This window comes from Stenotrophomonas rhizophila (genome assembly GCF_000661955.1).
In the GTDB taxonomy this organism is placed as follows: domain Bacteria; phylum Pseudomonadota; class Gammaproteobacteria; order Xanthomonadales; family Xanthomonadaceae; genus Stenotrophomonas; species Stenotrophomonas rhizophila.
The window spans coordinates 4,205,630-4,225,855 of sequence record NZ_CP007597.1 but is presented as its reverse complement, the minus strand read 5'-3'; the positions used below and the strand labels follow the sequence as shown (position 1 = coordinate 4,225,855).

At 67.8% G+C, this 20,226-nt stretch carries 21 protein-coding genes and 1 tRNA gene; 16 read left to right on the top strand and 6 right to left on the bottom strand.

Annotated features, from left to right (window positions below; genetic code table 11):
• The first annotated feature begins 79 nt into the window (after positions 1 to 79).
• The 3 genes from DX03_RS18555 (at position 80) to DX03_RS18545 (ending at position 2,654) form a co-directional block, all read left to right on the top strand.
• Complete coding sequence (locus tag DX03_RS18555) at positions 80 to 451, top strand: hypothetical protein (RefSeq protein ID WP_038691089.1); 372 nt, start codon at positions 80 to 82, stop codon at positions 449 to 451.
• Positions 452 to 522: 71 nt separating this feature from the next.
• Positions 523 to 1,206 (top strand): response regulator transcription factor, encoded by a 684-nt coding sequence (locus DX03_RS18550; protein WP_038691087.1) that lies wholly within the window; start codon positions 523 to 525, stop codon positions 1,204 to 1,206.
• A 23-nt stretch (positions 1,207 to 1,229) separates the two neighbouring features.
• Positions 1,230 to 2,654, top strand: a complete 1,425-nt coding sequence (locus tag DX03_RS18545) for an ATP-binding protein (RefSeq protein WP_038692635.1) — start codon at positions 1,230 to 1,232, stop codon at positions 2,652 to 2,654.
• A 139-nt stretch (positions 2,655 to 2,793) separates the two neighbouring features.
• On the opposite strand, the gene DX03_RS18540 is transcribed toward DX03_RS18545, so the two are convergent.
• Both DX03_RS18540 and DX03_RS18535 read right to left on the bottom strand, forming a co-directional pair.
• Entirely contained in the window at positions 2,794 to 3,615 is an 822-nt protein-coding gene (locus DX03_RS18540; protein ID WP_051598924.1) for a M90 family metallopeptidase, read from the bottom strand.
• Positions 3,582 to 3,854 carry a hypothetical protein gene (locus DX03_RS18535; protein WP_038692631.1) on the bottom strand — a complete coding sequence of 91 codons (273 nt, stop codon included), beginning with the start codon at positions 3,852 to 3,854 and terminating at the stop codon, positions 3,582 to 3,584. The genes DX03_RS18540 and DX03_RS18535 overlap by 34 nt, the downstream gene beginning before the upstream one ends.
• A gap of 130 nt (positions 3,855 to 3,984) precedes the next feature.
• On the opposite strand from DX03_RS18535, the gene birA reads away from it, so the two are divergent.
• From birA to DX03_RS18500, 7 genes are all read left to right on the top strand, one after another.
• Positions 3,985 to 4,950 (top strand): bifunctional biotin--[acetyl-CoA-carboxylase] ligase/biotin operon repressor BirA, encoded by a 966-nt coding sequence (gene birA, locus DX03_RS18530; protein ID WP_038692629.1) that lies wholly within the window; start codon positions 3,985 to 3,987, stop codon positions 4,948 to 4,950.
• Complete coding sequence (locus DX03_RS18525) at positions 4,947 to 5,684, top strand: type III pantothenate kinase (protein WP_038691085.1); 738 nt, start codon at positions 4,947 to 4,949, stop codon at positions 5,682 to 5,684. The genes birA and DX03_RS18525 overlap by 4 nt, the downstream gene beginning before the upstream one ends.
• A gap of 9 nt (positions 5,685 to 5,693) precedes the next feature.
• Complete coding sequence (locus DX03_RS18520; RefSeq protein ID WP_038691083.1) at positions 5,694 to 6,515, top strand: SPOR domain-containing protein; 822 nt, start codon at positions 5,694 to 5,696, stop codon at positions 6,513 to 6,515.
• 16 nt (positions 6,516 to 6,531) lie between these two features.
• Positions 6,532 to 6,607, top strand: a tRNA-Thr gene (locus tag DX03_RS18515).
• A gap of 396 nt (positions 6,608 to 7,003) precedes the next feature.
• On the top strand, positions 7,004 to 7,924 hold the full coding sequence (rocF, locus tag DX03_RS18510) for an arginase (RefSeq protein WP_038691081.1): 921 nt from the start codon (positions 7,004 to 7,006) through the stop codon (positions 7,922 to 7,924).
• 233 nt (positions 7,925 to 8,157) lie between these two features.
• Positions 8,158 to 8,295 (top strand): entericidin A/B family lipoprotein, encoded by a 138-nt coding sequence (locus tag DX03_RS18505; protein WP_038691079.1) that lies wholly within the window; start codon positions 8,158 to 8,160, stop codon positions 8,293 to 8,295.
• Between the two features lie 190 nt (positions 8,296 to 8,485).
• Positions 8,486 to 8,707 (top strand): CsbD family protein, encoded by a 222-nt coding sequence (locus DX03_RS18500; RefSeq protein WP_038691077.1) that lies wholly within the window; start codon positions 8,486 to 8,488, stop codon positions 8,705 to 8,707.
• Positions 8,708 to 8,802: 95 nt separating this feature from the next.
• Here DX03_RS18500 and DX03_RS18495 read toward each other — a convergent pair whose 3' ends face one another.
• On the bottom strand, positions 8,803 to 9,624 hold the full coding sequence (locus DX03_RS18495; protein WP_038691075.1) for a hypothetical protein: 822 nt from the start codon (positions 9,622 to 9,624) through the stop codon (positions 8,803 to 8,805).
• Positions 9,625 to 9,732: 108 nt separating this feature from the next.
• Here DX03_RS18495 and DX03_RS18490 point away from each other — a divergent pair, with 108 nt between their 5' ends.
• From DX03_RS18490 to DX03_RS18475, 4 genes are all read left to right on the top strand, one after another.
• The gene (locus tag DX03_RS18490) at positions 9,733 to 11,022 is read left to right on the top strand and encodes a tryptophan--tRNA ligase (protein WP_038691073.1); all 1,290 of its coding nucleotides are present in this window, start codon (positions 9,733 to 9,735) and stop codon (positions 11,020 to 11,022) included.
• A 138-nt stretch (positions 11,023 to 11,160) separates the two neighbouring features.
• Complete coding sequence (locus tag DX03_RS18485) at positions 11,161 to 11,499, top strand: hypothetical protein (protein WP_038691071.1); 339 nt, start codon at positions 11,161 to 11,163, stop codon at positions 11,497 to 11,499.
• Between the two features lie 31 nt (positions 11,500 to 11,530).
• A complete protein-coding gene (locus tag DX03_RS18480) occupies positions 11,531 to 12,466 on the top strand; it encodes an MBL fold metallo-hydrolase (RefSeq protein WP_038691069.1) in 936 nt (311 codons plus the stop codon).
• A gap of 122 nt (positions 12,467 to 12,588) precedes the next feature.
• The gene (locus tag DX03_RS18475) at positions 12,589 to 14,241 is read left to right on the top strand and encodes a M28 family metallopeptidase (protein ID WP_038692627.1); all 1,653 of its coding nucleotides are present in this window, start codon (positions 12,589 to 12,591) and stop codon (positions 14,239 to 14,241) included.
• A gap of 6 nt (positions 14,242 to 14,247) precedes the next feature.
• Here DX03_RS18475 and DX03_RS18470 read toward each other — a convergent pair whose 3' ends face one another.
• Together DX03_RS18470 and DX03_RS18465 are read right to left on the bottom strand one after the other, a co-directional pair.
• Positions 14,248 to 14,865, bottom strand: coding sequence for a hypothetical protein (locus DX03_RS18470; RefSeq protein ID WP_185753393.1), 618 nt, complete (start codon positions 14,863 to 14,865; stop codon positions 14,248 to 14,250).
• 108 nt (positions 14,866 to 14,973) lie between these two features.
• Positions 14,974 to 16,317 (bottom strand): MFS transporter, encoded by a 1,344-nt coding sequence (locus DX03_RS18465; protein ID WP_038691065.1) that lies wholly within the window; start codon positions 16,315 to 16,317, stop codon positions 14,974 to 14,976.
• Positions 16,318 to 16,500: 183 nt separating this feature from the next.
• Between DX03_RS18465 and yedA the strand changes: the two genes are divergently transcribed.
• A complete protein-coding gene (yedA, locus tag DX03_RS18460; RefSeq protein WP_038691054.1) occupies positions 16,501 to 17,400 on the top strand; it encodes a drug/metabolite exporter YedA in 900 nt (299 codons plus the stop codon).
• The gene (rarD, locus tag DX03_RS18455; protein WP_038691052.1) at positions 17,397 to 18,302 is read left to right on the top strand and encodes an EamA family transporter RarD; all 906 of its coding nucleotides are present in this window, start codon (positions 17,397 to 17,399) and stop codon (positions 18,300 to 18,302) included. The genes yedA and rarD overlap by 4 nt, the downstream gene beginning before the upstream one ends.
• A 236-nt stretch (positions 18,303 to 18,538) precedes the next feature.
• Here rarD and DX03_RS18450 read toward each other — a convergent pair whose 3' ends face one another.
• A complete protein-coding gene (locus tag DX03_RS18450) occupies positions 18,539 to 19,453 on the bottom strand; it encodes an IS110 family transposase (protein WP_038691051.1) in 915 nt (304 codons plus the stop codon).
• Between the last annotated feature and the right edge of the window lie 773 nt (positions 19,454 to 20,226).

Sequence of the window (20,226 nt, the reverse complement as noted above, 5' to 3'; positions counted from 1 at the left end):
TCGTAAAGCGCCGGCCCAGGTCGGCGGCTCCGATTCACAACTTTTGAACGTTTCGCTGTGCTCCGCTAGGATCAAACCGATGCTCTCCGTGACCCGCCAACGCCGTCTTGCCGTCCTCGCCCTGCTGGCGACGGGCGCCGCTGCCTCCATCGGCAGTGTGTCGGCGCAGGAACCGACCCCGGATCCGGCACGCGGTGAGGCCATGGTGCGGGCCGCACGCGGGGCAGCGCCGGAACGTTCGCTGTCCGACGCGGTCCGCCGCGTCCAGCGCACCACTGGCGGCCACATCCTGGGTGCCGAACGGGTGCCCTACGACGGCCGCGACATCAACCGGGTCAAATACATGGACGATCGTGGTCGGGTCCGCTACATGGACGACCCCGCGCCGGCGCGTTCACAGCCCCGCGCACCGCGATCGGATATGTCTTCACTACGCGGCGATAACCCCTGAACAGGGATAGTTGTCGTAATCAACTGTATTCCACTGGCCCCCGGCCATACCCAGGACACTAGGGAGAGTTCATGCGTATCCTTCTGGTCGAAGACGAAGCCCCGCTGCGGGAAACCCTGGCCGCCCGGCTCAAGCGCGAAGGTTTTGCCGTCGACGCTGCGCAGGACGGTGAGGAAGGTCTGTACATGGGCCGCGAAGTGCCGTTCGACGTTGGCATCATCGATCTCGGCCTGCCCAAGATGTCGGGCATGGAACTGATCAAGGCGCTGCGCGATGAGGGCAAGAAATTCCCCGTGCTGATCCTTACCGCACGCTCGAGCTGGCAGGACAAGGTCGAAGGGCTCAAGCAGGGCGCCGACGATTACCTGGTCAAGCCGTTCCATGTCGAGGAACTGCTGGCCCGCGTCAATGCGCTGCTGCGCCGTGCCGCTGGCTGGAGCAAGCCCACGCTGGAATGCGGGCCGGTTGCGCTGGATCTTGCCGCGCAGACGGTCAGCGTCAGCGGCAGCAACGTGGACCTCACCAGCTACGAGTACAAGGTGCTGGAATACCTGATGATGCATGCCGGTGAACTGGTCTCCAAGGCCGACCTCACCGAACACATCTACCAGCAGGATTTCGACCGCGACTCCAACGTGCTGGAAGTGTTCATCGGCCGCCTTCGCAAGAAGCTCGATGCCGACGGCGAACTCAAGCCGATCGAAACCGTGCGTGGCCGGGGCTACCGCTTCGCCATTCCGCGCAACGAGGGCTGAGCCGCTAGCCGGGCGAAGGGATGATGTCAGGCCGTCTGTGGTTCTTTAAACGCTGGCGGCCGCGCTCATTGCAGGCGCGCCAGCTGCTGGCCGCCTCGGTCGGCCTGGTCGCGTTTCTGGCCATCGCCGGCTACGCGCTGGATGCGGCCTTCGCCGACACCGCGCGCGCCAACCTGCGCGAGCGGCTGAAGAACTATGCCACCGCCTATGCGGCCGGCATCGACTTCACCCGCGACCGCTCGCTGTACATCCGCGAACAGCCGCCGGATCCACGTTTCGACGTGCCCGGCAGCGGTCTGTACCTGCAGGTGGTGATGCCCGGCGGCAAGGGCAACTCGATGTCCGCCGAAGGCCCGATGCTGCCCACCGTGGGCGGTGGCCTGCTGGCCCCGCGCCAGGAGGTGTTCGAGGGCCCGCTGCCGATGATCCAGATCGATGGCAGCCAAGGCTCGGTGTACCGCTACGGGCTGGGCCTGGTGTGGGATGCCGACGCCGACCCGGCCACTGAATTCCCGTACACCATCTACGTGATGGAAGACTCGCGCGCGCTTGGCGCGCAGCTGCGCGTGTTCCGCGGCCGCGTCTGGTTCTGGATGGGCGGCGCCGGCTTGATCCTGCTGATGCTGCAGACGGTGATTCTGCAGTGGAGCCTGCGCCCGATGCGGCGCGTGATCACCGAGTTGACCAAGGTCCAGCGCGGCGAGACCGAGCGCATGAGCGAGCGCCATCCGCGCGAGCTGGAACCGCTGACCGACAGCATCAACGCCTTCATTGAAAGTGAGCGCGAGAATCTCGAGCGCCAGCGCAACACCCTGGCCGATCTTGCGCACAGCCTGAAAACACCCCTGGCGGTGCTGCGTACGCAGCTCGACAGCGGCGCGCAGGACCAGGACCTGCGCCAGGAGTTCGACGTGCAGCTGCGGCGCATGAACAACCTGGTGTCCTACCAGCTGGCGCGTGCGGCCTCGTCGGGGCACAAGCTGTTCTCGGCACCGCTGCCGATCGAGTCCAACGCCGAGGAAATCGTGCGCGGGCTGGAGAAGGTGTACGCCGGCAAGGGCGTGCTGTGCGAATTCGATATCGACGAAGGCGCGCGCTTCCACGGTGAGCCGGGCGACCTGCAGGAACTGCTCGGCAACCTGCTGGAAAACGCCTTCAAGTGGGCCAAGCGCCGCGTGCTGCTCACCGCCAAGCCGTTGCCGGCGCCGGGCGCACGCCGCGCCGGGCTGGTGCTGTCGGTGGACGACGACGGCCCGGGCATCGCCCCGGAAGACATCGCCAAGGTGCTGCAGCGGGGCGTCCGCGGCGACGAGCGCGTGCAGGGCCATGGCATCGGCCTGTCGATCGTGCAGGACCTGATCAAGGATTACCGCGGCGAACTGCAGGTCAAGCGCTCGCCCGAGCTGGGTGGTGCGCGGTTCGAAGTGAAGTTGCCGCCGGGGCCGTGATCGCCGCGCGGGTGCCGGCAATGCATCGACCAACGGTCGATGCCTACCGGACGTGGCCAACGCGCCAACCCCGGGGCCGGTACGAAAACCCCCCAACATCCCACGGTAGGTACCGACCGTTGGTCGGTACGAAAAACGATCAGCGCACCGCGGTAGGCACCGACCGTTGGTCGGTACCCGGCAATCCCGGCGAAGCCCCATAAAACCGACGCAGATGCGCGGCCACGCCCGGCATCTCCTGCGCCAACAGATCCGGCGCAGAAAAGTGGTATTCGGTCGCCACCGCGAAGAACTCTTCGGGCGCTTCCGCCGCATACGGGTCGATCAGCGTCTCCCGGCCACGGTCCACCCGGGCGCAGAACGTGTCATACGCCGCCTGGAAATCCTTCGCCCATTCGCGCTGCCACTCGCGCGGCAGCGGTGGGGTGCCGTCGATCGCCCCATCCAGCGCATCGATCTTGTGCGCCATCTCATGCACGGCCACGCAGTAGCCCGCATGCGGATCGGCGATGTCGGCTTGGATATCGGCCCAGGACAGAATCAGCGGACCGCTGTCCCACGATTCGCCAATCAGCTCGTCGTCCCACTGGTGCAGCACGCCGGCCGCGTCCACGTGGCTGCGCTGTACGCGGAACGCGTCCGGATACACGATCAACTGCGACCAGCCGCGCAGGCCCACCTCGCCCAGTTCCAGCAGCGGCAGGCAGCACAGCGCGGCCAGCAGGACCGCATCGCTGTCATCCAGAACCAGGCCACCCACTGGGCTGATGGTTTTTTCATGCAGGAAGCGCGCAGCCAGGCCGGACAGTCGGTCGCGGCGTGGTGCGTCCAGTCCCTGCAGCCACGGCCCACGCTGGCAGCTTTGCTGCCACAGAACCGGATCAATCGCGCGCGGCGTGCGCCGCAGCCAACCCCACATACGTTCGATCAGCGGAACATGCCCGGCAGGAAGCTGTGCCATTTCGGCGCGCGCAGGCGCGGCAGGACGTCGTCGTCGCCGCCACCCCCGCTGCTGGTGCCGCTGGCCGCGCTCGGCTTCACGGCCGGTGCGCGTGCGGCAGGTGCCGCCGCCGGTGCGGTGCGCTCGCTTTCGGCCGGCGAATACACACAGCCGCCCCGCCCCGTGCTGGTCAGCGCATCGGAAGCATGCGCGGCCAAGGGGGCCATCAGCAGGATCAGGCAATGGGCGAACGGGCGCATCGTCGACATCCGGAAGGGCGGGTCAGTCTTCGATTCTAGCCCGATTCAGGGCCGTGATTGGAACCCCGCCCGGCAGGCAAGCGGCGGGGCTTTCCCGCATACTTTTGCCGATCACCTGATGGAAGCTGCCGTGGACGACCGCCAACTGCTGGCCAAACTGGGCGCCGGGCGCCTGTCCGGCGACGCCCTGGCCCATGAGCTGGGCGTGACTCGGGCCGCGATTTGGAAGCGGATTCAAGGACTTAGAGCTGCTGGCGTCGAAGTGGAGGGGCGCGCGGGCGAAGGCTACGGCCTGACCCGGCCGATGGACCTGCTGGACGCCGATGCCATCCGCGCCCGCTTGCCGAAGGACGCCCAGGCCCTGGTGCGCGACCTGCAGGTGGCGTGGACGGTGGACTCCACCAACGCCGAATTGCTGCGGTGCAGCGCGCCTGAACAGGGCGTTCGCGTCCTGTTGGCCGAGCGCCAGACCGGCGGTCGGGGTCGGCGCGGGCGTACCTGGGCCTCGCCGTTGGCCGCGCATGTGTACCTGTCGGTGCTGCGGCTGTTCTCCGGCGGGCTGGTGCGCCTGAGCGGCCTGAGCCTGGTGGCCGGCATCGCGGTGGCCGAAGCACTGCACGACCTGGGCTATGTGCAGGCGCGGCTGAAGTGGCCCAACGACCTGATGGTCGACGGGCGCAAGCTGGTGGGGTTGCTCGCCGAGGGCGGCGGCGAATATGCCGGGCCGGCGCGGGCGGTGATCGGGATTGGCATCAACGTGCACATGCCGGCCGCCTTCGCCGAACAGATCACCCAGCCCTGGATCGACCTGGACACGCTGGCCGGCGCGCCGGTGGACCGCAATGCCGTGGTTGCGGCGGTGCTGGCGCGGCTGTTGCCCGCGCTGGAGACGTTTGATGCCGAAGGCCTGGCGCCGTTCCTGCCGCGCTATGCCGAACTGGATCTGCTGCGCGGCCAGACCGTGCGCGTCGAGCAGGGCGGGCAATGGCGCGAAGGTACCGCGCTCGGATTGGCCGACGATGGCGCGCTGCGCGTGCGCATCGACGGGGTGGAGCAGCACGTGCATGCAGGCGAAGTCAGCGTGAGGGCGCAATGAGCGACTGGTTGTTCGACCTCGGCAATTCGCGGTTCAAATTCGCGCCGCTGCAGGGTGTGCGCGCCGGCGATGTGCAGGCCTGGCCGCACGGTGCCGAGACCATGCCCGCCGAGCAGCTGCAGGCATTGCCCAGTGGCGATGTCGCCTATGTGGCCAGCGTCGCCGCGCCGACCCTCACCCGCAGCATGCTGGCGATTCTGCAGGGCCGCTTCCGCGAGGTGCGGGTGGCCCGTACCGAGGCCCGCTGTGCGGGTGTGCGGGTGGCCTATGCCGACCCGGCGAAGTTCGGCGTGGACCGCTTCCTGGCGCTGCTGGCCGCCGCAGAGCGCGGTGAGGCGGTGGTGGTGGCCGGGGTGGGCACCGCGTTGACCATCGACCTGCTGGACGCCGATGGCCTGCACCACGGCGGCCGCATCGCCGCATCGCCCACGACCATGCGCGAAGCGCTGCATGCGCGCGCGGTGCAGTTGCCGCCCACCGGCGGTGACTACAGCGAGTTCGCCGATGACACGGCCGACGCGCTTGCCTCCGGTTGCGACGGTGCAGCGGTGGCCCTGATTGAACGCAGTCGCGCACAGGCGACCCGGCTGCTGGGACACGTGCCGGCGCTGCTGGTGCATGGCGGCGGCGCGCCCGCGCTGATGCCGCTGCTGGAGGATGCGCATTACCAGCCTGCGCTGGTGCTCGACGGCCTGGCGCGCTGGGCCGTGCATCAGCCGGCAGGCACACGGTAGGATCGCCGCATGCTGACCCGTGCCCTGATCGTCGTGCTGGCCATCCTCAACCTGGGGGTGGCGTTGTGGTGGATGTTGCGGGGCGAACCGGCGCCCGCGCCGCCGCCACCGACCACCGGGGTGGCCCAGCTGCAGCTGCTGCCTGCCAGTGCGAGTGCGCCCACAGGCGCCGCCATTGCCAGCCCGCCCGCCGCGGCGCTGGATGACGTGACGCCGGCACCCGTGCCGCCACCGCCGGCCGCTGCGCCGGCCAAGGCACCGGCTACCGAATCTCCCGCCGCCACCGCGGTGGCGTCTGCGCCCGTTGCCGCGTCGCCTGCGCCCGCAGCGGCCGTAGCCCAAGCACCTGCACCCGTGCCTGCCGCGCCTGCCCAGTGCGTGAGCCTGGGCCCGTTCACCGACCGCGCCGCGGCCCAGGCCGCGCAGGCCAAGGCCGGTGGCACGCTGCGTGGCGCGCGTCTGCGCGAGGTAGCCGATGCCGGGGCTACCCGCTACCGGGTGGTCCTGCCCGCGGCCGCCAGCCGCGAGGACGCCCAGGCCACGGTCAAGCGCATCGTCGCCGCCGGTCTGAGTGACTACTACATCATCGCCAACGGTGAAGAGACCAACGCCATTGCCCTGGGCCAGTACCGCAACCGCGAGGGCGCCGAACGCCGCATGGCCGCGCTGAGTGCCGCCGGCTTCAACGCCCGCCTGATCGCCAGTGGTGGCGACGGCAGCGCGCAATGGTGGCTGGACGCGACCCTGGCAGCCCCGGCCGATGCCAGCGTCGCCCGGCAACGCAGCGGTGCGGCCCAGCAACGCTCGCTCGACTGTGCGCGGGTGCGTTAGAATCGCCGCGCGCCATGCCGCTTTAGCTCAGTTGGTAGAGCAACTGTCTTGTAAACAGTAGGTCATCCGTTCGATTCGGATAAGCGGCACCATCATCTGCGCAGATCTGCATACCGGCCACCTGCTGGTTGGCCAGGCACTTCGGCGTCCAGGCGGGCGCGTGCCCTTGGCCAACACCGAATTCCATGTGCACGCCGCCGTTCCGTAGTGCAGCAGCCATGCAGTGGTCCATGCCCCACCGGCGCACGCCGTCCTCGCCAACAGCTACGCCATGCTCGGCAAACGCGGCGACAGGGAATCGCAGGGTCGGTTTCGACGGCGTCAGTTCAATGCAGGACACGGTTTTTCAATCCCTAGTGGGCCGAGCACGCCCGATCATCGCGTGCCTCGCGTCGTTACCTTGTGCCGGCCTGCTGCACCGCCGCGAGTGACCCTGCACCCGTCTGGCTAGACTGTGGCTCTTTTTTCGCATTTGCAGGAGGCACCCCATGGCCACGTATCCCCCGGTTTCCCTGATCGGCGTTCCCACCGACATCGGCGCGGGCCATCGCGGCGCCGGTCTCGGCCCGGATGCACTGCGCATCGCCGGCCTGGGCGACGCGCTTGCCGCGCGTGGCGTGGATGTGCGCGACCTGGGCAACCTGGACGGCCCGCGCAACCCGTGGACCGCGCCGGTGGAGGGCTATCGCCACCTGGACGAGGTGGTGGCGTGGAACCGCGCGTTGATGGACGCCACCTACGCCGAACTGCAGGCCGGCCGCATGCCGATCATGCTCGGCGGCGACCATTGCCTGGGCATCGGTTCGATCACCGCGGTGGCGCGCTGGTGCCGCGAGCAGGGCAAGACCCTGCGCGTGCTGTGGCTGGATGCGCATTCGGATTTCAACACCAGCGAGGTCACCCCGTCGGGCAACGTGCACGGCATGCCGGTGGCCTGCCTGTGTGGGCTGGGCCCGGACGCGCTGACCCGGTTGGGCGGCGATGCCCCGGCGATCCGCCCGCAGCAGGTGCACCAGATTGGTATCCGCTCGGTGGACCAGGAAGAGAAGCGGCTGATCAAGCAGCACCAGGTGGAGGTGTATGACATGCGCTACATCGACGAAGCCGGCATGAAGCGCACCATGGAAGCGGCGCTGCACGGCATCGACGACAACACTCACCTGCATGTCAGTTTCGATGTGGACTTCCTGGACCCCAGCATCGCTCCGGGCGTGGGCACCACGGTGCCGGGCGGGGTGAACTACCGCGAGGCGCAGTTGGTGATGGAGATGATCGCCGACACCGGCCGCATGGGGTCGCTGGACATCGTGGAACTCAATCCGCTGCTGGACAACCGCAACAGCACTGCCGTGCTGGCCGTGGACCTGGTGGAAAGCCTGTTCGGAAAATCCACCTTGATGCGCGACTGAAGACCCCGCCGGCCGGGGCTTTCCTGCGGTTTGCTGAACGCTGGCGCGGTGCGTTCACATTCGCTGCACGCGTCTCCCGCCAGATTGCACGTCACGCGGCGGCGGTGCTGGAAACAGCCACGACGTCACCGCGATCAGGAAGAGGATCGGCCACGCGCACTGTGCATTCGCCGATTCATCTGACAGGTGGGACCGGATTCCGGTGTCGACGTAGGTACAAACAGGAGAACCCCATGAAGCGTGTTATTGCACTGATGCTGTTGTCGATGTTCTCGGTAGCCATGCTGTCCGGCTGCAACACCGTTGCCGGTGCTGGCAAGGACGTGCAGAAGGCCGGCGAGAAGGTCGAAGACGCCGCCAAGACCAACTGATCCACGCGATCAGGCTGCACCGAAAAAGGCCGGGAACTCCCGGCCTTTTTCGCGTCTGTCGCATGCCGCCCGCCAGCACCTGTTCAACCACGTGAGCATGCGTTTCATCCGCGCTTGACCGCCACCGAACGTCGTCCATCGCATTCTGTCCGTGCGGCGAAGGTGCCGTTGCAATCAAGGAAGCGAACCCATGAACAAAGACATCATTTCCGGCAAGTGGACGCAGCTCAAGGGCAAGGCGCAGGCCAAGTGGGGCGACCTCACCGATGACGATTTCAAGGTAGCCGAAGGCAACGCCGAATACCTGGCCGGTCGCCTGCAGGAACGCTATGGCTGGGCCCGCGACCGCGCCGAAACCGAGGTCCGCGACTTCGAAACCGCCATTCGCAAGGACTACCCAGATTACAAGTGATGCCGGCACGCACGTGCCAGCCACAGCTTCACCGGGTGTATGAAACGAAACGGGCCGCATTGCGGCCCGTTTTTTTTGGGATGCATGTGCCCCGCTCAGCGGCGACCGTCGCCCGGCGGATCGGGCACGTACTGCGACGGGAACGCGCGCGGACCGTCCTGGCGCGGCGGCTGCACCGGCAGGATGCCGCGTGCGCGCAGGTTGCTGGCACTGTCGTAGCGCAGTTCGGTCTGCTGCACCGGGTAGTCAGTGGAACGTTCGAAGGTGGTATCGCGGACCTGCGAGGTTTCGCGCGCGCCATGCCCGGTGCCCAGCCGCTGGGCGGGTGCAGCCGGTGCAGGCGCAGCCGAGCCACGCGCGCTGCTGTCAGCCATGGCTTCGGCCTGCGCGCCGGCCTCCTGCGTGGACAAACGGCGGCGCCCCGGCACGGGCTTGAGCGCGGGCGTGGTCAGCACGGCGCCGGCTTCGCGGAACACCGCGATGCCGATCACCCCGATGTTGTCCGGGCGGCCGGTGCGCCCGGCGTAGCTTTTGCCGGGCGAAGTGAACACGAACTGCGCCACCTCGTCCTGCGATTTGCGCCAGCCGCTGATGTCGGCCGTCTGCCAGGGGTTGAGCACGTAGCCGGTCTGGCCGGGCGCGGCCACCTCGCCGCTGATGGCGTTCAGGCCATCCACCGACACCACCACCAGCACCCGCTCGGCGCTGTGGTTGCGCAGCCGCACGCTGTAGCGGTGGCCCTTCTCCCCGGCGATCCAGCGCTGGCTGCCGTCGCGGTACTGCGGCAGCGTGGTGCCCGCATCGCGGTCCAGCACGGTCAGGTAGACCGGGCCGGGATCCAGGCGCGGGGGCAGCGGGGCCGGGCGGAAGCCGCACAGGGCCAGCACGGCAAGCAGGGGCAGCAACAGGCGTTTCATGGCACGGCTCCACGTTGGGGTGATGGGTTGAACGGCCTACCGCTGCCAACGGGGTTGGGCGCGGGCAGGTAAACTGGTCTGGTTCACCTGTCCGTAATGATCCCCCCTATGACCACCCGCGTTCTTACCGGCATCACCCCCTCCGGCACCCCCCACCTGGGCAACTATGTGGGCGCCATCCGCCCGGCCATCGCGGCCAGCCAGGCGTCGGAGATCGAGAGCTTCTTCTTCCTGGCCGACCTGCACAGCCTGATCAAGGCGCAGGAGCCCGAACGCACCCAGCGTTCGACCCTGGAGATCGCGGCCAGCTGGCTGGCCTGCGGGCTGGACCCGGACAAGGTGTGGTTCTACCGGCAGAGCGACATTCCCGAAACCACCGAGCTGATGTGGTTCCTCACCGCGATCGCCAGCAAGGGCATCCTCAACCGCGCGCATGCCTACAAGGCGGCCGTGGACAAGAACCGCGAGGAGCAGCTGGACGAGGACGCCGGGATCAGCGCGGGGCTGTTCATGTACCCGGTGCTGATGGCCGCCGACATCCTGATCTTCAAGGCCAACCGCGTGCCGGTGGGCCGCGACCAGATCCAGCACATCGAGATGGCGCGTGATTTCGCCCAGCGCTTCAACCACGTGTACGGCAAGGCGTACTTCCCGCTGCCGGAGGTGGTGATCGACGAACAGGTGGCCACCCTGGCCGGCCTGGACGGGCGCAAGATGAGCAAGAGTTACCACAACACCATTCCGCTGTTCGCCCCGCGCGCGGAGCTGAAGAAGCTGGTGTTCTCCATCCTCACCGATTCGCGCGCACCGGGCGAGCCGAAGAGCACCGACGGCTCGGCGCTGTTCCAGATGTACCAGGCCTTCGCCAGCGCCGAACAGACCGCCGCGTTCGCCCAGGCCTTCGCCGACGGCATCAGCTGGGGCGATGCCAAGCAGCAGCTGTTCGAGCGCATCGACGCCGAGCTCACCCCGCTGCGCGAGCGCTACGAGGCGCTGATGGCCGAGCCGGAAAAGATCGAGGCGCTGCTGCGCCGCCGTGGCCAGCAGCTGCGCGAGCAGTACGCCGTGCCGCTGCTGAAGGAACTGCGCCATGCGGTGGGCCTGCGTGACCTGTCCAGCGCCGGCGACATCGCCGGTGACGATGCCACCGAAGCGCGCGCGGCACCGCCGCTGTTCAAGCAGTACCGTGAGCAGGACGGCCGGTTCTACTTCAAGCTGCTGGCCGGTGACGGCAGCCTGCTGATCCAGAGCGAGGGCTTCGATTCGCCGCGCGATGCCGGCCAGTTGATCGGCGTGCTCAAGCAGACCGAACACGGCGATGGCCTGCAGAGCGAGCTGTTCAAGCTGGACGCCGAAGTGGACGTGGTGCTGGCCGCATTGCAGGAACTGCGCGGGTAATGCCGGCCGCAGCGATCCGTAGTGCCGGCCGCTGGCCGGCAACCAAGCGATCGCGGCGATAGGTGGCGCCGGCCAGCGGCCGGCGCTACCGGGTTCGGGCACGTGGCATGATGCGGGCATCCTGAAGGGGAGACTGCGATGGCCTGGTTGTCGTTGTTGTTGTTCCTGCCCTGGTTCGTGCTGCTGGGTGCGCTGTACTGGCTGTTCCCGCGGCAACCGCGTGATGCGGCGCGGCGCGGGTTCGATGCGGTCGCGCTGCTGCTGGCCTTCGTGCTGAGCATCGCGGCGATGCTGTGGGGCCACCATATCGGCGTGGTGCAATCCGATGCCGGGCCGATCTGGCGCCAGGTGCTGGCGGTGCTGTATGCCTATGGCGCATTCCTGGCGGTGCTGGTCGGCGCGATCCTGCTGCGCACTTCGTGGCTGGCCCAGCGTGCGACCAAAGCCGCATCGAAGCAGGCCGGTGGATCGTCCTAAGATGGAGGCGTAATCCGCCCGGGATGATCCGATGTCGTTCGACCCCAGCATCCACACCATTGATACCGGCTTCATGCAACGCGGCAGCTTCGACGCGGCCTACCTGGTCGTGGAGAACGGTCGCGCCGCCTTCATCGACTGCGGCACCGGCCTGGCCGTGCCGGCGATGCTGGCCGCGCTGCAACGCGCCGGGCTGGCCGTGGACGCGGTGGACTGGCTGATCCTCACCCACGTGCACCTGGACCACGCCGGCGGTGCCGGGCTGCTGATGCAGCAACTGCCGCACGCCCGGCTGGTGGTGCATCCGCGCGGTGCGCCGCACATGGTCGATCCAACCCGGCTGATCGCCGGGGCGACCGAGGTGTATGGGCAGACGCAGATCGAGCACAGCTACGGCCCGATCCTGCCGGTCAGCCCCGACCGCGTGGTCATCGCCGACGACGGCCATCGGGTGGATCTGGCCGGGCGCAGTCTGCTCTGCATCGACACCCCCGGGCATGCGCGCCACCACCTGTGCGTGTGGGACGCGCGCAGCCGCGCATGGTTCACCGGCGACACCTTCGGGCTGTCCTACCGCGAGCTGGACAGCGACCGCGGCGCGTTCATCGTGCCCACCTCCTCGCCGGTGCAGTTCGATCCGGAACCGCTGAAGCAGTCGATTGCGCGCCTGCTGGCGGTTGCGCCGCAGGCGATGTTCCTCACCCACTACGGCCGCGTCGAGGACGTGGCCAGACTGGCCGCCGACCTGGTCGAGCAGATCGATGCCATGGTCCACATCGGGCACCAGTGCGACGCGCGCCCCGACCGCCACCGCTGCCTGGTGGCGGCGTTGACCGCGCTGTACCTGGAGCGCGCGCAGGCGCACGGGTGCCGGCTTGACGACGCGGCGGTGACGCAGGTGCTGGCGATGGACATCGAGCTCAATGCGCAGGGCCTGGCCTGCTGGCTGGACCGCGACCGCCGGTAGGCCATGACCGTTGGTTGTGATGCTCCCGGCATCGCCACCACGGCGTCGGCTGCACGGTCATGCAGGTGTCACGTTACACTCGCAGGCCCTTGCTTTCCGTGCTGGTGCCTGCCGTGAATCCGATGCGCATGTTGCTGCTGTCGTCCTGCCTGTTCGTAGGTGGCTTGGCCCACGCGGCCAATGACCTGCCCGGCGGCGGCATCGACCCGCAGGCACTGTCGCGGCACGTGCGCATCCTGGCCTCGGACGACTTCGAAGGCCGCGCCCCGGCGACGCCGGGCGAAGAGCGCACGGTTCAGTACCTGATTGAAGAATTCAAGAAGTACGGCCTGCAGCCCGGCGGCGTGGACGGCAGCTGGGTGCAGCCGGTGCCGATGGTGCGCGCCCAGGTCGAGGGCCCGGTGCGTGCACAGCTGCGCCAGAAGGGCAGCACGCGCACCCTGGCCAATGGCGAGGACGTGACCCTGCAGAGCCTGCGCCCGCAGCAGGCGGTGGCCATCAAGGACGCACCGCTGGTGTTCGTCGGTTACGGCATCGACGCACCCGAGCGGCAGTGGAACGACTACAAGGACGTGGACCTGCACGGCAAGATCGCCGTGGTGCTGATCAACGATGCCGACTTCGAGGCCGACCAGCCCGGCGCGTTCGATGGCAAGGCGGTGACCTACTACGGCCGCTGGACCTACAAGTTCGAAGAGGCCGCCCGCCGGGGCGCGCAGGGCGTGCTGATCGTGCATGAAACCGCGCCGGCCGCGTATGGCTGGGCCACGGTGAAGAGCTCGGGCACCTCGCCGCTGTTCGACATCGAGCGCACCCCCGAGCAGGCGCTGGCCCAGCACGTGCCGGTGCGCGGCTGGATGCAGCGCAGCCTGGCCGAGCAGTTGTTCCGCGACGCCGGCCTGGATTTCGACGCCGAAAAGCGCAAGGCCATGACCCCGGCGTTCAAGCCGGTGGCACTGGGCGACGCGCGCCTGTCGGTGGACTTCAAGCTCAAACGCGAGCAGGTCATCACCCGCAACGTGGTGGCCAAGCTGCCCGGCGGCGCGCATGCCGATGAAGCGGTGATCTTCTCCGCGCATTGGGACGCGTTCGGTATCGGCCAGCCCGATGCCAAGGGCGACCGCATCCGTCGCGGCGCGATCGACAACGCCACCGGCGTGGCCACCGTGCTGGAGCTGGGCCGCGTGTTCGCCGCCGGCCCGCAACCGCAGCGCACGCTGTACTTCGTGGCGCTGACCGCTGAAGAGAAGGGCCTGCTCGGCGCCAGCTATTACGCCGCGCACCCGCTCGCCCCGCTGGACAAGACCGCCGCCGTGTTGAACATCGAGATGTTCAGCCCCGATGGCCCCACCCGTGACATCGCGTCCTGGGGCAAGGGCCGGGTGTCGCTGGAAGGCGACCTGGAGCGCGTGGCCAAGGCCCGCGGCCGCAGCTATTCGCCGGACCCGAACCTGGAGGCCGGCTTCTTCTACCGTGCCGACCACTTCGCCTTCGCCCGCCTGGGCGTGCCGGCGATCACCATCGGCCCGGGGTTGGACATGACCGACGGCGGCGTGGAGAAGGGCCGTGAACTGCGCGATGCCTACTTCGCCGCGTGCTACCACCAGGCCTGCGACGCGTGGACCCCCACCTGGGATGCCAGTGGCCATGCCGCCGATACCCTGCTGGTGTACGACCTGGGCGCCGAGCTGGCCAACAGCCGCCGCTGGCCGCACTGGGAAGAAGGGTCGGAGTTCCGCAAGGTACGCGAGCAGAGCGAAGCCTCGCGCCGCTGAGGCGCCTCAGCGGCGGCGCGGTCCACGGCGTGGCCCGCGGCGCGGCAGCGGGTTCGGGGGCGGCAGCGGGCGCCCCAATCGCAGCAGGGCCCACCCGAAGCCGACCATCCCCAGCGCGAAGGCCGCCTCGATGCACTGTTGCACGGTGAAGGCCACCGGCGAGAGTTCGTACCAGAGCCAGCGCGGCGGCCCGCGCACGTTGGACAAGGTCACCCCGCGATAGACCGCCACCGCGATCTTGAGCAACATCCCGGCACTCAGCGCGGCCGCCGCAACGAAGGCGTAACCGCCCGCGCGCCCGCGATACCGCCAGCGCCACTGACGGAACAGGGTGACCGCGCACAGCAGGGCCGCGCCCAGGAACACCCCGGTCAACGCATGGTGTACCGGTCTCAGCCACGGCCGCAGGGGCCGGTCGCGCTGCTCCAGGCGTTCGCAGGCCAGTGCATGCGCCTGCTGCTCCAGCGCGGTAGGCACGCCGGCCACGCTGCTGGGGTGGCGGTCGGGCACCGGCTGCCCGGCGCGACATTCGCGGGCACCGCCCACGGCCGGGACCAACAGCCCCAGCCCGATCAACATCCACAGGATCCATCCCCGCACCGCCACGTCCCTCTGCTGCGTCATCCAGTGCCCTGCGCCGCATCATCGGCGCAGGGTCACGGAGAAGGGTACGCGATCGGCCGGCCGTGATTGAAGCGCGGGCCGCGCGTGCGGCCCGCCACGGTGCAACGCTTACGGCTGGGTGCGGGTGCCGTCCAGCCAGTTGGGGCCCTTGTTCTTCAGGAAGAACACGTACACCACCAGCGATACCGCGATGATCGCGGTGACATACCACGCGAACTGGCCCACCCGGTCGGTGGTCTTGGCCGCCTGGTAGAGCAGCGGCGCGGTGCCGCCGAACAGCGAATTGGCCATGGCATAGCCGAAGCCCACGCCCAGTGCACGCACGTGGGTGGGGAACAGTTCGGCCTTCACCACCGCGTTGATCGAGGTGTAGCCGGTCAGGATCACAAAGCCGATGGCCAGGATCACGAAGGCCATCAGCGGATCCTGCTGCTGGGGCAGTGCCGTGATCAGGTAGTGGCTGTACAGCACGCCGCCCACGCCGAAGAACACCAGCAGGCTCTTGCGGCCGACGATGTCGGACAACCAGCCGCCAATGGGCTGCAGCACCATCAGGAAGGTCAGCACGCCCAGGTTGATCAGCGTCCCGGTCATCACGTCGGTGCCGGCGAACGCGCTCTGGATCATCTTCGGCCCGTTCACCGAGTAGGTGTAGAAGGCCACGGTGCCACCGGCGGTGATCAGGAAGCACAGCAGCAGCGGCCGCCACTGGTGCACGAACAGTTCGTACATCGAGCCGGACGCCTTGGCCCGCCCTTCCTTGGCCGCTTCGATGGACGACACCTCCAGCGATTCGTCCATGCTGCGGCGCAGCCAGAACACCACGATGGCGGCGATGCCACCGATGCCGAAGGCGATGCGCCAGCCCCATTCGGAGATCTGCGGCTTGTCCCAGAAGGTGAGCATGCCCAGCAGGGTCAGCTGCGCCAACACGTGGCCGCCCACCAGGGTGACGTAGTGGAACGAGGACAGGAAGCCGCGCCGGCCGGGAATGGCGGCCTCGGACATGTACGTGGCGCTGGTGCCGTATTCACCGCCGGTGGCGAAGCCCTGCAGCAGGCGCGCGAACAGCAGGATCACCGCCGCCCAGATGCCGATCTGCGAGGCGGTGGGGGTGATGGCGATGAGGAACGAACAGCCGGCCATCACCGTGACCGAGACCGTCAGCGCCAGGCGCCGGCCGTAGCGGTCGGCGAAACGGCCGAAGTACCACGCCCCGATCGGGCGCATCAGGAAGGTGGCAGCGAAGATCGCCCAGACGTACATGGTGGAGTTCTTGTCGGCGGCCGAGAAGAACTGCGATTCGAAATACACCGCGAACACGGAGTAGACGTAGACGTCATACCACTCGACGAGGTTGCCGGCCGAGCCTTTGAGGGTGTTGGAGATCGAGCGCCGCAGCGCGGCCCGCTCGGGGTGTGCCACGGCGGCGGAGGAGGAAGGGGTGCTCATGCAGGGAGGGTGTCCTGGCTGGGAAACGGTAGTGCGTCACCCTTGTTACCCTACCGCACGTCAACGACAGGTGCCCGACATCGGCGCGCCGGGCGGCCAAAGCAGACACAGCTTGCCGTTTTACTTCGTGAACCGGGCGGCGCAGTGGCCTAGAATCCGGGTTCCCCCGGATGGTGGTGTGCCATGTCTTCGCCCGAACCCTCAGCGGCTGCTCCCCGGAGCGGCCTTGTCGTACTGGCCCTGTTGCTGGTGTATGTGGTCTGGGGGTCCACCTACCTGGGCATCCGGCTGGCGCTGGAGGGCGGCGCCCTGCCGCTGACGATGGTGTCCGGCGCCCGCTTCATCATCGCCGGGTCGCTGATGTACGCGGTGCTGCGCTGGCGCGGGATGGCCGCGCCCACCGGCCGCCAGTGGCGCAACTTGGCCATCATGGGCCTGACCATGCTGGTGCTGGGCAACGGCATGGTGGTGCTGGCCGAGCGCACGGTGTCGTCGGGCCTGGCCGCCACGGCGGTGGCGTCGGTGCCGTTGTGGATGGCGCTGTTCGGGGCGATGCGCGGCACCCACGCCAGCCGTGGCGAGTGGCTGGGCATCGCGATCGGCTTCCTGGGCGTGGTCTGGCTCAACGCCGGCAGCAGCCTGACGGCGTCGCCGCAGGGGTTGATCCTGCTGCTGATCGCGCCGATCGGGTGGGCCTTCGGTTCGGTCTGGGCGCGCGGGCTGGACCTGCCCAACCCGTTCATGACCGCGGCCGGGCAGATGCTGTGCGGCGGGGCGATGCTGGTGGCGCTGGGCGTGGCCACGGGCGAGCGGCCGACGACGTGGCCGAGCATGAACGGTCTGTTGGCGGTGGCCTACCTGTGCATGTTCGGTTCGATCGTGGCGTTCACGGCCTATGTGTGGCTGCTGCACAACGTGCGCCCGGCCCTGGCGGCCAGCTATGCCTATGTGAACCCGGTGATCGCGGTGATGCTGGGCGCGTTGATCGGCCACGAGCGTTTCGGGCTGCATGACATCGCGGCGATGGTGGTGATTCTGGTGGGCGTGCTGGTGCTGACGCTGGCCCGGACGCGCGCGAAATGAGCGCGTTGCCGCAGCACAGCCTGCAGGAGCAACGGCGCGGTCTGGCGATCACGGCCTTTACGTTCACGCTGTGGGGGTTGGTGCCGGTGTACTGGCACCTGCTGCAGGCGGTGCCGTCGCAGCAGATCATCGCGCACCGGATCATCTGGAGCACGGTGCTGGTGGTGGCCTGGCTGCTGCTGAGCGCGGGGACGGGCTGGTGGAAGCAGATTGCGGCGCAGAAGCGGGCGCTGCCGACGCTGGCGCTGAGCAGTGTGGCGATTGCGTTCAACTGGGGGCTGTACATCTGGGCGATCAATGCGGGCCATGTGATCGAGACGAGCCTGGGGTATTTCATCAATCCGCTGGTGAGCGTTGTGCTGGGGGTGGTGGTGCTGAAGGAGCGGCTGCGCGGGTTGCAGTGGCTGGCGGTGGGGTGTGCGGCGTTGGGGGTGGCGTGGCTCACCTACGATGCGGGCACGCCGCCGTGGATTGCGTTGGGGCTGGCCTGTTCGTTCGGGCTATATGGGTTGTTGCGGAAGCTGATTTCGGTGGACCCGGTGGCGGGGTTGGGGGTGGAGAGTCTGTATCTGTTCCTGCCGGCGATCGGGTTTGCGTTGTGGAGCGAGAACGGGCACGGCGGGGGCTTTTTCAGCGGGTGGGGCTGGAGGAATGATGCGCTGCTGATTCTGGGCGGTGCGGTGACGGCGCTGCCGTTGATCGGGTTTGCCTACGGGGTGAAGCGGATTCCGCTGTCGCTGGTGGGGATCCTGCAGTACATCGCGCCGAGCCTGGGGTTGTTGCTGGGGGTGTTCTTCTTCCGCGAGCCGTTCGATACGGCCAAGGCGATTGGCTTTGCGGCGATCTGGACCGGGCTGTTGCTGTTTATCGGCGACAGTGTGTGGCGGTCGCGGCGGGGGTGAGGGGTTTTCTTTAGAAGCTTTTTGAAGAGCGCAGAGCGCAAAGCGCAAAGCGTAGAGCCGAAGCTTTGGTTGGCGCGTGCGACGGGCCGGGCGGGGCTGGGTGGGCTCGCGGGACACGCCGCAAGTACGTCCGTGTAGCAACTGTGTTGCTGGAGGGGGCTTCGGCCCCTCCAGCAGACGGGCACGGTAGTGCCGGCCGCTGGCCGGCAGCCGTTGGAGATGTGCCCGGGCGCGCTTCAGGCGGGAATCGGTCCGCTTTGAGCGTCGCGCACGCGGGCGTTGAGGATCACCAGCATCTTTCGCATTACCGCCACGATGGCCACTTTGGCCTCCTTGCCGCGGGCCCGTAGCGACCGGTAAAAGTCCCGTATGCGCGGTTCGTGCTGCAGGGCCGACATGCCGGCCATGTAAAGCACCTGACGGATCTCGGCTCGACCGCCGTGGATGCTTCGTTTTCCACGCATCGTCCCGCTGTCGTGGGACATCGGCGCCACGCCCACCAGGCTGGCGATGGCCTTTCCACTGATATGGCCCAGCTCAGGCAGGTAGCTGGCCAGCACCGCCTGTACCACCGGCCCCACGCCCTTCATCGACTTCAGAACCGTGAGCTGGGGCTGTTGAGCGAGCTGCTCTGCAATCTGGTTTCCCAGGCGTTTGACCAGTGTCTTCAGGTGAGTGATGTTGGCCTGCAAAAGCCGGCGCAGTTCACGATCACCCACCATTTCCTGCTGCTGTCGCGCGATGGCCAAGGCCTGGATCATCTGTCGACGTGCCCGCACAAACTCCCGCAGTTTCTGCTGCCAAGGCTCCAACGGCTGATAGGCCGGCAGCTTCACCAGCGCGGCCATCTGTGCCAATGCATAGGCATCCAAGCGGTCGGTCTTGGCCCTCTGTCCCAGCCCCTGAGCAAGCTTCCGCGCCCGCAAGGCATTGGCCCGAACCACCGGATGACCGGCCTTGTGCAGAAATTCCAGCACAGGCTGTTCATAGCCACCGGTGGCCTCCAGCACGATCTGGTTACTCGGGCGCTTCCTCAGCCAGAGGTCCAATTCAGCGAAACCGGAGGGGTCATTGCTGACCTGCAGGGTTTGGCCGTCGGAGGTTCCAACATCCAGCCGGCGCTTGCTTACATCAATCCCGATCCCGTTCATCGCCCGACTCCGTATAGTCTGGAAGGGTCGAGAGCTCCCCCGCTTGCCCAGTCTTATCGCTTCGAGTGACAGCTCCAGCAACTGTTCGGGCGGATCAAGGGAGATTCCGGCGTGGGCGCCAAGCTACACGGCGATCGTCGAGATCCAGGCTCACACGGCGGCCCACGCCGGCTCTCGACACCTAAACTGCCAGATTCCGGTCAGATAAGGCTCGTGAGCGCCATCCATGGCGCCCAACGGTCCCGCAAGCCCACCCAGCCCCACCCCCGACAGTTGATCGGTAGCCTTGGGCAGGCGAAGCAAGCGGCACAAGCAGGCCAGGCACAGGCAATTGATACGAGGTAGGGTCGGTTCCCAAACGACTGCCGATACGGTTGGCCAGCGCGGCGAACGCATGTTGCCCACCGAAGAAGGCCCTGGCACACCACTACAACTTCAGCGAAGAACGCGCTGTTGCCTTAGATTTTTCTGCGAGTGCCGGCAATGTATCTGGGGCTGGTGGGAGTGGGTTGGCGGGACCGTTGGGCGCCATGGGTCCGGCGCATGCGCCGGACGGGTTGGGCAGGACGCCCAACCCTGGTCTTGCCGTTTGTGCAGGACTGCACAAACGAGCAAGGCGCCCACGAGCCTCCAGGGATGGATTTACGGCGTGTCCCGCCACCCCACTCCCACCAGCCCAGCCCGACAAACGCGCGTGCCCGAACTGCTTTTGATCTATCGCTTCCAGCTGAAGAAAACAAAAAAAGGCGGCGCCCGAGGGCGCCGCCTTACTT

Coding starts and splice junctions, on each gene's coding strand:
- DX03_RS18555 (WP_038691089.1), top strand. CDS start 80: ATGCTCTCCGTGACCCGCCAACGCCGTCTTGCCGTCCTCGCCCTGCTG.
- DX03_RS18550 (WP_038691087.1), top strand. CDS start 523: ATGCGTATCCTTCTGGTCGAAGACGAAGCCCCGCTGCGGGAAACCCTG.
- DX03_RS18545 (WP_038692635.1), top strand. CDS start 1,230: ATGTCAGGCCGTCTGTGGTTCTTTAAACGCTGGCGGCCGCGCTCATTG.
- DX03_RS18540 (WP_051598924.1), bottom strand. CDS start 3,615: ATGGCACAGCTTCCTGCCGGGCATGTTCCGCTGATCGAACGTATGTGG.
- DX03_RS18535 (WP_038692631.1), bottom strand. CDS start 3,854: ATGCGCCCGTTCGCCCATTGCCTGATCCTGCTGATGGCCCCCTTGGCC.
- DX03_RS18525 (WP_038691085.1), top strand. CDS start 4,947: ATGAGCGACTGGTTGTTCGACCTCGGCAATTCGCGGTTCAAATTCGCG.
- DX03_RS18520 (WP_038691083.1), top strand. CDS start 5,694: ATGCTGACCCGTGCCCTGATCGTCGTGCTGGCCATCCTCAACCTGGGG.
- rocF (WP_038691081.1), top strand. CDS start 7,004: ATGGCCACGTATCCCCCGGTTTCCCTGATCGGCGTTCCCACCGACATC.
- DX03_RS18505 (WP_038691079.1), top strand. CDS start 8,158: ATGAAGCGTGTTATTGCACTGATGCTGTTGTCGATGTTCTCGGTAGCC.
- DX03_RS18500 (WP_038691077.1), top strand. CDS start 8,486: ATGAACAAAGACATCATTTCCGGCAAGTGGACGCAGCTCAAGGGCAAG.
- DX03_RS18495 (WP_038691075.1), bottom strand. CDS start 9,624: ATGAAACGCCTGTTGCTGCCCCTGCTTGCCGTGCTGGCCCTGTGCGGC.
- DX03_RS18490 (WP_038691073.1), top strand. CDS start 9,733: ATGACCACCCGCGTTCTTACCGGCATCACCCCCTCCGGCACCCCCCAC.
- DX03_RS18485 (WP_038691071.1), top strand. CDS start 11,161: ATGGCCTGGTTGTCGTTGTTGTTGTTCCTGCCCTGGTTCGTGCTGCTG.
- DX03_RS18480 (WP_038691069.1), top strand. CDS start 11,531: ATGTCGTTCGACCCCAGCATCCACACCATTGATACCGGCTTCATGCAA.
- DX03_RS18475 (WP_038692627.1), top strand. CDS start 12,589: ATGCGCATGTTGCTGCTGTCGTCCTGCCTGTTCGTAGGTGGCTTGGCC.
- DX03_RS18470 (WP_185753393.1), bottom strand. CDS start 14,865: ATGACGCAGCAGAGGGACGTGGCGGTGCGGGGATGGATCCTGTGGATG.
- DX03_RS18465 (WP_038691065.1), bottom strand. CDS start 16,317: ATGAGCACCCCTTCCTCCTCCGCCGCCGTGGCACACCCCGAGCGGGCC.
- yedA (WP_038691054.1), top strand. CDS start 16,501: ATGTCTTCGCCCGAACCCTCAGCGGCTGCTCCCCGGAGCGGCCTTGTC.
- rarD (WP_038691052.1), top strand. CDS start 17,397: ATGAGCGCGTTGCCGCAGCACAGCCTGCAGGAGCAACGGCGCGGTCTG.
- DX03_RS18450 (WP_038691051.1), bottom strand. CDS start 19,453: ATGAACGGGATCGGGATTGATGTAAGCAAGCGCCGGCTGGATGTTGGA.